A 13,107-nucleotide genomic window follows, 5' to 3' on the forward strand; every position below is an offset into this window, starting at 1 on the left:
TCTCCGTAGCGTGCGTTGGGTGGTGACCACGTCCGAGTTGGTCACGCTGTCGAGTTCGGCCGACAAAGGCTCGACAACCATCAACTGGGCGTCGCTGATCGATCCTGTCCTACTGAGGTGCCCGCGATCTGCCCGAACGGCGCAGTTACACCGGCTGTTCGGTGATCTCGGTCTGGCTACGGCCGGCGATGGTGAACGCGCACAGCGAGACCGCGGCGGCGACGATCATGACGATCGCCAGGGGAGCGGCCGTGGCCGAACCCTTGATACTCACCAGCGGGGAGACCACTGCGGCGATGCCGAACTGCAATGCACCGATGACGGCCGACGCGCGGCCGGCCCGTGCACCCGCCGACGACAGTGCGAGGGCGGTGCCGTTTCCGAGTACCAGGCCGAGGCTGCCGACCACGGCGACCAGCGGGATGGCCAAGGACCACGACGGCGCGGAGGTCGCGACCAGGATCGCGAAGACGATGGTGGCGCTGGACATCACGAGCAGGCCGATCCGCATCAGATCGCGGACGGCGTGGGTGGCGACGAGGCGCGCCGACAAGGCGCTGACACAGACCAGGCACAACGAGTTGGCGCCGAAGGTCAGGCCATACTGCGAACTGCTGAGCCCGATCATGTCCTGGTACAGGAACGGTGACGCCGAGATGTAGCCCATCAGCACGGCGAAGGCGAAAGCGAAGGCCACACTGTACGAGACGAACTGGCGGTTCCGCAGGATCGACGGCGCCTGTTCGGCACTCGACGTGTCGCCCTTGCGACGGGAGCGCTTCTCCGGCGGCAGGGACTCGCGGATGACGGTGACGATCGAGACCAGCATGGCCACCGACAACGCCAGCACCACACTGAGGATGCCGCGCCATCCGAACGGGCCGACCAGGAACCCGCCGATCAGCGGGGCCACCACCGGGGCCACCCCACCGACGATCATCATCAGGCTGAAGGCGCGTGCCGCCTGCTTGCCGACGGCCAGATCGGCGATGATCGCCCGACCGATCACCATGCCGGCCGCACCACCGAGTCCCTGGACGAAGCGCGCCGCCACCAGCACCCCCACCGTCGGGGCCATCACCGTCACCACGCCCGCGGCCACACACAGCACCGAACCCACCAGCAGTGGTGTGCGACGCCCGAACCGGTCCGACAACGGACCGAACGTCAACTGGCCGACGGTGACACCGATCAGGAATGCGGTCAGCGAGAGTTGCACCGCGGTCTCCGACGCGTGCAGTTCCTCGGTCATCTCGGGGAATGCCGCCAGATACAGATCGGTGGCGAACGGCGCCACCGCCGACAACAGGGCCAGGACCAGCAGGATGGGGCCGGTGACGCCACCTCGAGCGGTCGACGGCGGACCCGCGGTCTCGCGGGTGGAATCGGTCGAGGAGGTGGACGTGCACATTTGGTTATGAAAACATATCTACATGACGGATGTCGACCGCAACGATCTGCTCATCGAGATCGCCGACCGAGTCCTGCGGGTCGGGCGTGAGGTGGAACCGCATGGTCCACGGGGGGTCGTCGGGGCGGTGGAACTGTCCGGGACCGAGGCGTCGGTGATGCGGTGGATCGACCGCAATCCGGGGACCACGCCCGCCGAGGCAGCCGATGCCACGGTGCTCAAACGCAGCAATCTCAGTGCGGCGCTGCGGTCGCTGGAGGCCAAGGGGATGATCGAACGTCGCCCCGACCCCGACGACGCCCGATCGGTGCGGCTGTACGGCACGCCGATCGCGGACGACTCGATCGCCAAGGTGCGTGCGTTCTGGGTCCAGATGCTCGGCGGGGCATTGGACCAGACGCCCCCGGCGGGGACGCAACCGATCGACATGGACGACCTGCGGGTCACCTTCCGTGTGCTGGACCTGCTCGCCGAGCGCTTGCGCACCGGCCACTGACGGTGACCGAGTGCACACTGGAGGGCAGGGCCGCCCCACCCGCGGTCCGCACCCGACGATGGGAGGCCACTGATGGCTGGTGAGAACGGGCCCTTCGGATTCGATCCGGACGACCTCGACAGATTCGCTCGCGAGGCCGGTGAGGGCCTGCGCGAGGTGTTCGGGAAGATGTTCGCCGGCAACGCCGCTCCCGGTGTGTGGGCGAGCTTCGTCGACGCTTCCGGCCGCCGTACCGAGACCCGGCGGGAACCGGCGACCACCGGGCAGACCGGCTCCGGCGTCTGGGCGGTGTTCGTCGTCGACGACACCGGCGGGGCGCGGGTCGAGCAGGTCTATGCCTCCGAACTCGACGCGCTGCGCGCCAACCAGTACAACACCGACCCGAGTCGTCGGGTGCGGTTCCTGCCCTACGGCATCGCGGTGAGCGCCCTCGACGGTTCCGCCCTGGAATCGGGTGAGGACCCCGCCGACAGCTGATCGGCTCGGCGGTACGGCAAGATCATCGAGGTGATCGTTCTCGCCGAGGCAACCTCGGAGGCATCCAGTGCCACGACGCTGTTCTGGATCGCCGTCGCCGCCGTCCTGGCCCCACTGGTGGCCCGCCTGACCCGCCGCTACGTGCCCGAGGTCGTGGTGCTGCTGGTCCTCGGCATGCTGGTGGGCCCCTACGTCCTCGACGTCGCCGATCCCGGATCGGTGGCGCCGGTCAGCCAGCTGGGCCTGGGCATGCTGTTCCTGCTCGCGGGATTCGAGCTCGACTCGTCGTTGCTGCGCGGCCGAACCGGAGCCGTCGCCGGCGGCACGTGGCTGGTGAGTCTGGTGATCGCGACGGTGGTGCTGTCGCTGCTGGTTGACACCGGGGATTTCACCGCACACGTGGCCATCGCGATCGCCATGACCTCGACCGCGCTCGGGACGCTGTTGCCGATCCTCAAGGCCGACGGTCTGCTGCGACTGCCGCTGGGACGTTCGGTGATGGCGCACGGCGCGATCGGCGAGCTGGGACCGATCCTCGCGATGTCGTTGTTGCTGACGAGTCGCAACCTGCTCGGTGCGGTGATCGTGCTGGTGCTGTTCGCCATCGCGGTGGTGTTCATCGCACGGGTACCGCAGCATGCGGCGCGGGTACCGGGGCTGCGGTCGGCGATCACCGAGATGGACGCCGGGACGTTCCAGCTGTCGGTGCGGGTGGTGATCCTGCTGCTGGCATCGCTGATGGCGGTGGCCGCGGTGTTCGACCTCGATGTGGTTCTCGGCGCCTTCGCGGCCGGTCTGATCCTGCGTCGGCTGATCCCGGAGGACAGCGGGGTGGCCGGTCGGCTCGAGGTGATCGGCTTCGGGTTGCTGATCCCGGTGTTCTTCGTGACGTCGGGGATGAACATCGACCCGGGCGCCGTCGCCCAACATCCCGGACTGTGGGCGATCCTCGTGGTGGGGATCGGGGTGGCCCGCGGGGTTCCGGTGTGGGTGTCGGAACGATTCGTCGGGCACGCTGCCACACCGCCGGACGAGCGGCAACGTGTGCAGGTGGCGTTCTATGCGGCGACCGGCCTGCCGATCATCGTGGCGGTCACCAGTGTCGCCGTCGACGGTGACCTGATGAGTGCGCAGCTGGCATCGATCATGGTTGCAGCCGGCGCGACGACGGTGCTGATCTTCCCGCTGGTGGCACGGTTGCTCACCCGGAAAGACAGCACCGCCGTCGGTGACACGGATTCGGACGCGGCTGCGTCAGACGGTCAGAGGTACTGACCGCAGACCGGCCAGGCGCCGGGGCCCTGGGTGGCCAGGGTGTTCTCGGCGACGCGGATCTGCTCCTCGCGCGAGGCGCCGTCCGGGCTGCCGGTGCCGCCGTTGGCGGCCCAGGTGCTCGGGGTGAACTGCAGGCCGCCGTAGTAGCCGTTGCCGGTGTTGATGCCCCAGTCGCCGCCGCTCTCGCACTGGGCGACTGCGTCCCAGTTGTGGCCGGTGTCGGCCGAGGCGGTTGCGGTGGCCAGACCGAAGGGTGCCACTGCCAGTGCACCGATCAGGCCGGCGCGAACGGCGAGCTTCTTCATGGTGGTCGTCATCGTTTTCCTCCTCTGATTCACCCTCGAATTCGGGTGATTCGCGGACCGGTGGCGACCATACGGGGTTGGTAACGGTCAGGTCACTTCCGACATTGCGACCTGCGCCGGAAGTATCACGGATGAATAACAACGTTAATTTACTGTGTATTACCTGCGTATTACGGCGTGTCGGACCAGAATGCAGAGAATGTGAAAGTGTCCGATTTGTGAGGAAAGCCACGGATAAACTGTGAGCCGAATCACTGGCCAAAAGCCCCTGTTGTGTGATGAATGTGTCGGATGTGGCGACGACCTGGGGAATGCGCGTGCGGCCCAGGCCTGCGATGTCACCCGGCGTCGGATGCCGGCCCCGAAACCCCGCGTGGACGGGCCGACCGGATCGCCGGGTGCCCCCACCTGTCCGACCGGCCGGTTCGGTGCCGAACCGATCGGTTAGCGGCTCCGCACCGGCAGACTGGGTGACGTTGTGTGCGAGTGGTGAGGAGATTGTCGTGGAACAAACCGCAAACGTCGAGCAGGCCGGGCCGATCGAGGTCGGTGTTACCGCGCCGCTGGGGGTGATCACCCTCGCGAACGCCCGACGGCGCAATCCGTTGTCGAGCGAGACGATGCGGGCGATCACCGCCGCGCTACGCGGATTCGCCGACGACACCGCGGTACGAGTGGTGATCATCCGCGCCCTCGGTCCGGCCTTCTCCGCCGGACACGATCTGGGTGAACTCGTCGACCGGACCCTCGAGGACGAGCAGGCCGTCTTCGACACCTGCGTGGAGATGATGACCGCCGTCCACGACCTCGACAAACCGGTGATCGCCGAGGTGTCCGGGATGGCCTTCGCCGCCGGGTGCCAGCTGGTGGCGACCTGCGACCTCGCTGTCGCATCGTCGGCGGCCACGTTCAGCACACCCGGCGTGCGGATCGGGTTGTTCTGTTCCACCCCGATGGTCGCGGTCACCCGGGCCATCGGGCGCAAACGTGCCATGAAGATGCTGCTCACCGGCGACCCGATCGACGCGGCGACCGCCGCCGACTGGGGACTGGTCAACGACGTCGTCGACCCCGACGATCTCGAGGGCACGGTGCGGGATCTGGCCCTGTCGATCGCCGGGTCGAGCGCGGCGACCCTCGCCATCGGCAAGCGCGCCTTCTACCGGCAGATCGACGAGACCGAGCCGCGCGCCTATCAGATGATGTCGGAGACGATGGCGACCAACGCCATGACCTGCGATGCGCAGGAGGGGATGAGCGCCTTTCTCGCCAAGCGTCACCCGGTGTGGACCGACAGCTGAGCCCGGGTCACCCTGGCCGGCGGGCTCACTTCTCTGTCGGGCTCACTTCTTTGGCGGAGTGTCCGCGCCGGTCGGGCCGTCGGGGCTAGGAGGGGGCCCGGCGTCGGGGGTTGTGTCGGGGCCGTCGTCGGGCCCCGGTGGCGGTGTGGACTCGGTGGCCACCGACGAACCTCCGGTGCCCGAGCCGCCGTCCTCCGGCCCGGGCGCCTCGGAGTCGTCGGTCGTCGGGGCGTCGCGTTTGGGCGTGGACGACGTGAGCAGCACATCGGCCCAGCGGGTCGACGGGTCGATGTCGATCAGCAGTGCCTTGCACATGATGGTCAGCGGCACCGCCAGGATCGCACCCAGACCGCCGAGCACCCAGGCCCAGAAGATCAGTGAGATGAACGTCAGCGTGGTGGAGAGTCCGACGGCATCGCCGACGAACTTCGGCTGGATGACCGACTGGATGATCACGTTGATCACGCTGTAGATCACGATCACGAGGAGCATCTGACCCACGCCGCCGTCGAGCAGGCCGAGCAGCGCCGGTGGGATGACGCCGATCACGAAGCCGATGTTGGGGATGTAGTTGGTGATGAACGACAACAGACCCCACAGGATCGGCAGGGGGATGCCGATGATCCACAGCGCCACCGAATCGAAGACCGCCACGATCAGGCCGAACAGCGTCGACACCCACAGGTAGCTGCGGGTGGCCTGCGCGAAGGATGTGAAAGCCGCTGCGACATCGGGTCGTTCGGCGCGCAGGATGTCCATCCGGTCGCCGAAGGCGACGCTGTCGGCGGCCATGAACAACAGGATGGCGAGGATCAGGATGAGCGCCGAGGTGACACCGAGGGTGGATTGCAGCACATCGCTGACCACGCCGATCACCTTGCTCGAGTCGACGTGCGAGAGCATGTCCTGCACCTTGTCGTGGCTGACGCCATGCGAGGTGAGGAAGTTCTGGAAGTCGTGCACCAGATCGTTGAACTTGTCGCTGTAGGTCGGCAGGATCGTCGCGAGCCGGGCCACCGAGTACACCAGGGATGCGAACAATCCGATCAGGATGCCGTAGACCAGCAGGAGTGTGGTCAGGAACGCCACCCATGTCGGTGCGCCCTTCTTGTGGAGCCATCCGGCCACCGGTGACACCGCGACGGTGAGCATGAGGGCGAGGAACACCGGGGCGACGATCGACGACACCGACTTGATCCCGGCGACGGCCACCACCAGACCGGCGAGGGTCACCAGCACGATGGTGCCGCGCGGCATGGACCAGTCCGGCGGGTCTTCCCGCACCACCGTGGGGGCGGGGGTCTTGCGGCTGCGCGCCATGGTCTCCCTCTCGTCCGAGGGACCTCCGGACAACCCGGATCAGTACGCGAGGACGCGGTCCCGGCTGGATCGTAATTCCTGTGCGTGGCCTGGGAGGTGGCATCGCGGGTACACCGCGATGAAATCATCCTCGGCGGGTGAGCGCCTTTAATCCCGGCGTGGTTTCAAGGGTGGGCTGGGCCGCCGCGGATCGACAGACTGTCGTGGCCGAAACCGATGGAAGGACCACCGTGACCGCCACGACCACCCGTGAATACACCGACACCGACCTCGACGAGATCTTCCGTCCGGTCTTCGACCGCATCGCCGAGGGCGCGGTGCGCCGGGAGTCCACGCGCGAACTGGCCCGCGAGGAGATCGGCTGGCTCAAGGACGTGCGGTTCGGTGCGCTGCGTGTGCCCGTCGAACTCGGTGGCTACGGCGCGTCGGTACGCACCCTGTTCCGTCTGCTGATCGACCTGGCGGCCGCCGAATCGAATCTGCCGCAGGCACTTCGGGTGCACTGGTCGTTCGTCGAGGACCAATTGCTGTCCACCGACGCCCCGGCCCGCGAGCAGTGGCTGCGGGCGGTGGCCGACGGCACGCTGGTCGGCAACGCCATCACCGAGCCCGGGGTGGGTGCGGTCGACCGCTACCGCACCACCGTCACCGAGGTCGACGGCGGACTCAAACTGGACGGCACCAAGTACTACAGCACCGGCAGCCTCTACTCCGATCACATCCTGGTGGCCGCCGACCGCGATGGCGAGCGGGTGTCGGTGCTCGTCGACGCCGACGCCGACGGTGTCACCCAGCACGACGACTGGGACGGATTCGGGCAGCGTCTCACGGCCAGCGGCACCACCGAGTTCGCCGGCGTGGACGTGCCCGCCGACCGTGTGCTCGGCGCGGGCTACGGCGCCCCCGGTCGCACGTACGCGACGTCGTATCTGCAGCTCGTCCAGCTGGCCGTTCTCGCCGGGATCGCCCAGCGCGCACTCGACGACGTCGCCGGCTGGGTGCGGGCCCGCACCCGCACCTTCACCCACGCCGCAGCCGACCTGCCGCGCGAGGATCCGTTGGTGCAGCAGGTGATCGGCCGGCTGTCGGCGGCCGCGTACACCTCGCGGACGCTGGTCCTCGACATCGCCGAGAAGCTCGATCGGATCCTCGACCGGGGGGCCACCGACGAGGCGCTGATCGACGAGGTGGAGTTCGACGTCGCCCGCGCCCAGCATGCGGTGATCACCACCGTCCTCGACGCCACCACCCAGTTGTTCGAGGTCGGCGGCGCATCGATCACCTCCGAGCGGTTGCGGCTCGACCGCCACTGGCGTAATGCGCGCACCATCTCCGCGCACAATCCGCTGATCTACAAGCTGCAGGCGATCGGCGACCACGTCCTCAACGGCACCGACCTGCCGTATGCGTGGAGCGCGGGGAAGCGGTAGCATCCGCCGGTCGGGACCCGAATTCCGTTCAGCGGGTGCCGAACACCGTCGGCCCGGCGCTCGATCACCTCGGCCGGGCGCCGGTTTCGGTCGGCGCGGCGTCGTTCGTGGCCGAGAGCGCATCGGTGAGCAGGGCGAGGTAACGGTCGACGTCGGGACAGATCTGCGGTGATGTCGTCACCGAGATGGTCACCGTGTCGCCCAGTCCATGGATTCCGTGGGTGAGCCCCTGGGCGGGGGACAGCGCCGGGAACCCGGCGGTGAACCGCACGGGAGCGCCGGCGAGTTCGAGATCGGCGGGTCCCCGGTCGACCGACGACACCACGGTGATCCCGGTCATCGTCGTCGGCGGCCGCATCGGGTCGAACAATGCTATACCCCACCGGGTCAGGGGTGCCGGGGTGGCGTCCTCGGCCCGGCGGGCCGCCCGGTGTCCGGGATCGACGACCCGGGCCCGTCGGATCTGCTCCACGATGTCGGCCGACAGGTCGATACCAGTGTTGTGGAAGTTGTTGCGGCACGCACCGTTCGGGGTTTCTCCGATGGTGAGCTCGACGACGGGGGATGGACCCGGGTCGCCGAGATAGGCTCGCAGGGCGGTCGAGATCGCCTGCAGCACTGCGACGGTGACGCTGTGGCCACCCGCGGGGAGGTCGGCACGCCCGACGGTGACGGTCCGCAGGAGCCGATCCGGTCCCGGCGGACGATTGAGGACCCCCGGTGCCACACCCGACGACGGTGCGGTGCGGGACGACGCCATCCGGGCGGCGGCGATACCACGGAACACGTTGTCGGCCAAGGCGAACGGGAATCGTGTCAGGCCGAGTGCGGCGGTTGCGATCCCGGGGACGCCGCGTTCGCGTGGGGCGTCGGGTCGGGGAGCGGGATCGGGCGTCAACAGCTCTCGTGCGATCGACGAGGTCCGCCGGCCGTCGCCGACGGCGTGTGCGATCTGCAGGACCAGCACGCAGTGCTCGTCGTCGACCGGACCGAACAGGTGGATCCGCCACGCGGATCGGGTGGCGTCGAGGTGATCTGCCATCAGTTCGCCGAGCCGATCGAGGCATCCCTGCCACGTCCACGGGCTGCGATGCACCCGCACCTGCCCGGCATCGGGTCGCGCGTCGACCCAGTACGGGCGGTCGAGGTTGCCCGGCACCTCACCGATCCGCAGGGTGAGGTCGGGGACGCGGGATGCGCGCAACACGAGCATCTCGGCGACGTCGTCGAGCGGTACGTCGGGGAGGTCGAAGACGTACAGCAGGAACTGGTCGGAGGCGATCCGCGACGCCATCCAGTGCACCCGCGCATCCACCGGTTCCATCCGTTGCACACCGACACGGTAGCCGGTGCCCGGCGGACGGGTTCGTGCGCCCGGCCGGCGTGATCGTGGGCCCGGTGAACGGTTCCGGCGTCGGCTCAGGGCAGCTCTCGGTTGGTGGTGCGCCCGGCCACATGCGGGGGTACCACCTCGTTGGGGCCCTTGGGGGCGCGGGTCAACCGCTTGGGCAGGCGGTCGGCGAGACCGCCGAGCGGCGACACCGTCTGGTTGAGCAGTTCCACCGTCGCCGACAACTCGTGCACGGTGTCCTGCATCGCGACCAGGCTCGGTGCGAGCTGACCGATCACCTCGGTGAGCTCGGTGATCCGGTCGAGCGGACCGCCCGGTGCGATGGCCCGCTCGACGGCACCCTCGGCACCGAGTAGCTGGTCGAGCAGGCCGTCGTCCTCGGCCGCGCGGTCCAGCACGCCACCCGGTGCGGTCAGCTTGTCGAGCACGCCGTCGGGTGCGGTGAGCTTGTCGACGATGCCGCCCTCCGACGTCAGCCGCTCCAGGATGCCGTTGTCCTCGGTCATGCGATCGAGGATTCCGCCTGGGGCGGTGAGCTTTTCGAGTAGACCGTCGCTGGCGGTGAGACGATCGATCACACCGCCGGCAACCAACAGCCGCTCCAGCGGACCGCCCGAGGCGATGATCCGTCCGAACGGCCGGTCCGGGCCGAGGAGCTCGGCGAGCTGGGCGAGCAGGGCCAGCGGCGCCCGGACGTTGGCGAGCTCGTCGTCGGAGATCCCGAGCGCATGGTTGACCTCGTACTGCACGTTGCTCGTGGTCAGCCGGGCGATGTTGAGCGCTGACTCGGCCGCGGTCAGGGTCACCCCGGTGACGGCGAATCCGAGCTGGAACGGGAACTCGGCGAGCTTGCGGATGTCGATCCCGCCGCGGTTCGGGGTGGCGGAACCGGAGTCTGAGCCCATGGCCGAACCCTAACCCTTGCCGCCGGCGTCCTTGGCGGCTTTGGCCGCCGCCTTGGCCGACTTCTTGAACTCGCGCACCTTCTGCAGCGACTCCGGGTCGGTCACGTCGGCCACCGACCGGTATCCCTTCTTGCCGTAGTCGCCGACGACGGTGGTCCAGCCCGCAGGCTTGACCCCGAGTTGCTTGGCGACCAGTGCGGTGAAGATCTTGGCCTTCTGTTCGCCGAATCCCGGCAGATCGCGGATCCGGGTGAACAGGTCCTTGCCGCTGGTGGCCTCGGTCCAGATCTTCGCGGCGTCACCGTCATAGGTGTCGACGACGACGCGGGCCAGCTGCTGGATACGTCCGGCCATCGACCGCCCGTACCGGTGGATGGCCGGCGGTGTGGCGCACAGGTCGGCGAAGGCGTCGGGTTCGGCGTCGGCGATCGCGGCCGGATCGAGGGTGCCGAAGCGTTCCTTGATCTTCGCGGGTCCGGCGAACGCACGTTCCATCGGGAACTGCTGGTCGAGCAGCATTCCGGCGAGGAGTGCGAACGGGTCGGTGGACAGCAACTCGTCGGCGACGGGATCCTGGGCAATCTGCAGTTTCGCCATGAGCTCCATCCTAGGACCCCTACACTGTGGCCCATGCCGCAGTCCGGGTCCCTGGGGTCGTCTCCGTCCGCCGTCGTACATCCGTCATCGGCAGGGCGCCGGCGCCGCCGGGTGCTCATGGTGCTCGTGACGGTCGTGGCCGCGGTGTCGGCGCTGCTCGGTACCACCGCGACTCCCGCGTCGGCGTTGCCGAATCCGGAACCGAACTATGTCGCCACGATCCGCTGCGACAGTGCCAATCCGTGGCCGGCGCCGCGGATTCCGGTGTGGGTGGACGTCTACAACCAGATCGCCTTCCCGTCCGACGGTCTGCCCGGACCGGCCATCGCGCTGATCGGCTCGTCCCGGGCCAAGCAGGCGGTCCTCGAGTTCACCGTCGAGGTGCGGGTCACCTGGCGCAATCTGCGCACCGGACGCCAGGGCACGGTGACCGTGCCGAGTCGGGGGCCCGTCGTCACCTGGCAGGTGGTCCTGCATCCGGGTTCGGGTCCGGTGGCCTTCACCATCCATCAGAAGATCGGGGCACTCGCCTTCGTCCCGATGGTCAATCCGCAGTATTCGAGCTGTTCGGGACGCGCCCTCGCCTGACCGCTGTCCGGCAGCGGCCCTCGGTGGAACCCGCGTACCACAACTCGCCCCGGCGTGTGCGCCGATTCTGCCCGGTATGAGCAGGGCCACCGAGTAGCGTGACCCCTAGTCGTCCGACCACCCGACGTCGGGCCCGTGCAGACGAGGTCAACTCGATGTCAGAAGCGCACAACAGATCCGAGCAGCATCGGGCGGAGATCGCGGCCCAGCACACCGCCAAGGTGATCGGGGTGTCGGTGGCGGCGGCCGTCGGCGGATTCCTGTTCGGATTCGACAGTTCGGTGATCAACGGAGCGGTCAGCTCCATCCAGGACACTTTCGGTCTGGGCTTCCTGCTCAACGGATTCGCCGTCGCGATCGCCCTGCTCGGCTGTGCGCTGGGCGCGTGGTTCGCGGGCCGGCTGGCCGACCTCTGGGGTCGCAAGCGCGTCATGCTGCTCGGCTCGGCGCTGTTCATCATCTCCGCCATCGGCACCGCCTACACCCAGACGCTGTGGGATCTGTTGCTGTGGCGTGTACTCGGCGGTCTCGGCATCGGCATCGCCTCGGTGATCGCACCGGCCTACATCTCCGAGATCGCGCCCGCACGCTACCGCGGCGCCCTCGCCTCGATGCAGCAGCTCGCGATCACCCTCGGCATCTTCGCCGCACTGCTCTCCGACACGTTGCTGCAGAACACCGCGGGCGGCCCGGAGAAGGATCTGTGGTGGGGCCTGGAGGCCTGGCGGTGGATGTTCCTCGTCGGTGTGGTCCCGGCCGTCGTGTATGGCCTGCTCGCCCTGTCCATCCCGGAGTCGCCGCGATATCTGGTGGGCCGCAACCGTGATGAGGAGGCCGCCCGCATCCTGCAGGAGGTCACCGGCGAGCCGAACCCGCTCGACCGCGTCAAGGAGATCCGGCTGACCGTCAAGCGCGAGTCCTCGGCGAGGCTCGCCGACATCCGCGGTCCGTCGTTCGGCCTGCATCCGCTGGTGTGGGTGGGCATCTGGCTGGCGATCCTGCAGCAGTTCGTCGGGATCAACGCGATCTTCTACTATTCGACGACACTGTGGGAGTCGGTCGGATTCAGCACCGACGATGCCTTCACCACCTCGGTGATCACCGCCGCGATCAACGTCGCGATGACCTTCGTGGCGATCCTGTTCGTCGACCGGATCGGCCGGCGAATCCTGCTCTTGGGCGGGTCGATCGGTATGTTCATCGGCCTGGTCCTGGCGTGTGTGGCATTCACCCAGTCGGTCACCACCACCAGCGCCGAGGGCGAACCCATGACGACGCTGCCCGATCCGTGGGGGGTGATCGCCCTGATCGGTGCCAACCTGTTCGTGATCGCCTTCGCCGCGACGTGGGGACCGGTCATGTGGGTGATGCTCGGCGAGATGTTCCCCAACCGCATCCGCGGTGTGGCACTGGGTGTCTGCACCGCGTTCAACTGGCTGGCGAACTTCACCATCTCCATGCTGTTCCCGCAGATGTCCAAGGTGCTCGGGCTCGGCTGGATCTACGGCTTCTTCGCCTTCTGTGCGGCGGCGTCGTTCTTCTACGTCCGTGCCAAGGTGCACGAGACCAAGGGGATGGAACTCGAGGAGATGGACGCGGTGGCCGAGTCCGAGCTGACCCACATCACCGGGAAGCGCGCGGGGTAGGGACG

General features: G+C 68.1%; 13 protein-coding genes. 7 read left to right on the forward strand and 6 right to left on the reverse strand.

The window, feature by feature from the left end; translation table 11 throughout:
- Positions 1–145 precede the first annotated feature (145 nt).
- On the reverse strand, positions 146–1,411 hold the full coding sequence (locus GD1_RS16350; RefSeq protein WP_059038294.1) for a multidrug effflux MFS transporter: 1,266 nt from the start codon (positions 1,409–1,411) through the stop codon (positions 146–148).
- A gap of 22 nt (positions 1,412–1,433) precedes the next feature.
- Between GD1_RS16350 and GD1_RS16355 the strand changes: the two genes are divergently transcribed.
- From GD1_RS16355 to GD1_RS16365, 3 genes are all read left to right on the forward strand, one after another.
- Entirely contained in the window at positions 1,434–1,907 is a 474-nt protein-coding gene (locus GD1_RS16355) for a MarR family winged helix-turn-helix transcriptional regulator (protein WP_020790848.1), read from the forward strand.
- A 72-nt stretch (positions 1,908–1,979) separates the two neighbouring features.
- Positions 1,980–2,384 (forward strand): Rv0313 family protein, encoded by a 405-nt coding sequence (locus GD1_RS16360; protein WP_020790844.1) that lies wholly within the window; start codon positions 1,980–1,982, stop codon positions 2,382–2,384.
- Positions 2,385–2,414: 30 nt separating this feature from the next.
- Positions 2,415–3,659, forward strand: coding sequence for a cation:proton antiporter (locus tag GD1_RS16365; RefSeq protein ID WP_059038296.1), 1,245 nt, complete (start codon positions 2,415–2,417; stop codon positions 3,657–3,659).
- Here the strand turns inward: GD1_RS16365 and GD1_RS16370 are convergent.
- Positions 3,647–3,976, reverse strand: a complete 330-nt coding sequence (locus GD1_RS16370) for a transglycosylase family protein (RefSeq protein WP_020790847.1) — start codon at positions 3,974–3,976, stop codon at positions 3,647–3,649. The genes GD1_RS16365 and GD1_RS16370 overlap by 13 nt on opposite strands.
- A 491-nt stretch (positions 3,977–4,467) precedes the next feature.
- Here GD1_RS16370 and GD1_RS16375 point away from each other — a divergent pair, with 491 nt between their 5' ends.
- Positions 4,468–5,265: an enoyl-CoA hydratase gene (locus tag GD1_RS16375; protein WP_020790850.1), complete on the forward strand. Its 798-nt coding sequence runs from the start codon at positions 4,468–4,470 to the stop codon at positions 5,263–5,265.
- Between the two features lie 42 nt (positions 5,266–5,307).
- Here the strand turns inward: GD1_RS16375 and GD1_RS16380 are convergent, their stop codons facing one another.
- On the reverse strand, positions 5,308–6,585 hold the full coding sequence (locus GD1_RS16380; protein WP_059038298.1) for an AI-2E family transporter: 1,278 nt from the start codon (positions 6,583–6,585) through the stop codon (positions 5,308–5,310).
- Between the two features lie 230 nt (positions 6,586–6,815).
- Between GD1_RS16380 and GD1_RS16385 the strand changes: the two genes are divergently transcribed.
- Positions 6,816–8,015, forward strand: a complete 1,200-nt coding sequence (locus GD1_RS16385; RefSeq protein WP_083534289.1) for an acyl-CoA dehydrogenase family protein — start codon at positions 6,816–6,818, stop codon at positions 8,013–8,015.
- Between the two features lie 64 nt (positions 8,016–8,079).
- Here the strand turns inward: GD1_RS16385 and GD1_RS16390 are convergent, their stop codons facing one another.
- The 3 genes from GD1_RS16390 to GD1_RS16400 all read right to left on the reverse strand — a co-directional run bounded on the left by GD1_RS16390 (position 8,080) and on the right by GD1_RS16400 (position 10,868).
- Positions 8,080–9,339 (reverse strand): wax ester/triacylglycerol synthase domain-containing protein, encoded by a 1,260-nt coding sequence (locus GD1_RS16390; protein WP_202926636.1) that lies wholly within the window; start codon positions 9,337–9,339, stop codon positions 8,080–8,082.
- A 95-nt stretch (positions 9,340–9,434) separates the two neighbouring features.
- Complete coding sequence (locus GD1_RS16395; RefSeq protein WP_053778598.1) at positions 9,435–10,271, reverse strand: hypothetical protein; 837 nt, start codon at positions 10,269–10,271, stop codon at positions 9,435–9,437.
- A 9-nt stretch (positions 10,272–10,280) separates the two neighbouring features.
- The gene (locus GD1_RS16400) at positions 10,281–10,868 is read right to left on the reverse strand and encodes an HhH-GPD-type base excision DNA repair protein (RefSeq protein WP_059038304.1); all 588 of its coding nucleotides are present in this window, start codon (positions 10,866–10,868) and stop codon (positions 10,281–10,283) included.
- Positions 10,869–10,985: 117 nt separating this feature from the next.
- On the opposite strand from GD1_RS16400, the gene GD1_RS16405 reads away from it, so the two are divergent.
- Both GD1_RS16405 and GD1_RS16410 read left to right on the forward strand, forming a co-directional pair.
- On the forward strand, positions 10,986–11,456 hold the full coding sequence (locus GD1_RS16405; protein WP_053778612.1) for a hypothetical protein: 471 nt from the start codon (positions 10,986–10,988) through the stop codon (positions 11,454–11,456).
- A 98-nt stretch (positions 11,457–11,554) separates the two neighbouring features.
- Positions 11,555–13,102 (forward strand): sugar porter family MFS transporter, encoded by a 1,548-nt coding sequence (locus GD1_RS16410; RefSeq protein WP_020790543.1) that lies wholly within the window; start codon positions 11,555–11,557, stop codon positions 13,100–13,102.
- The last annotated feature ends 5 nt before the right edge of the window (positions 13,103–13,107 follow it).

This window comes from Gordonia desulfuricans NBRC 100010 (assembly GCF_001485495.1).
Taxonomy (GTDB): Bacteria; Actinomycetota; Actinomycetes; order Mycobacteriales; family Mycobacteriaceae; genus Gordonia; species Gordonia desulfuricans.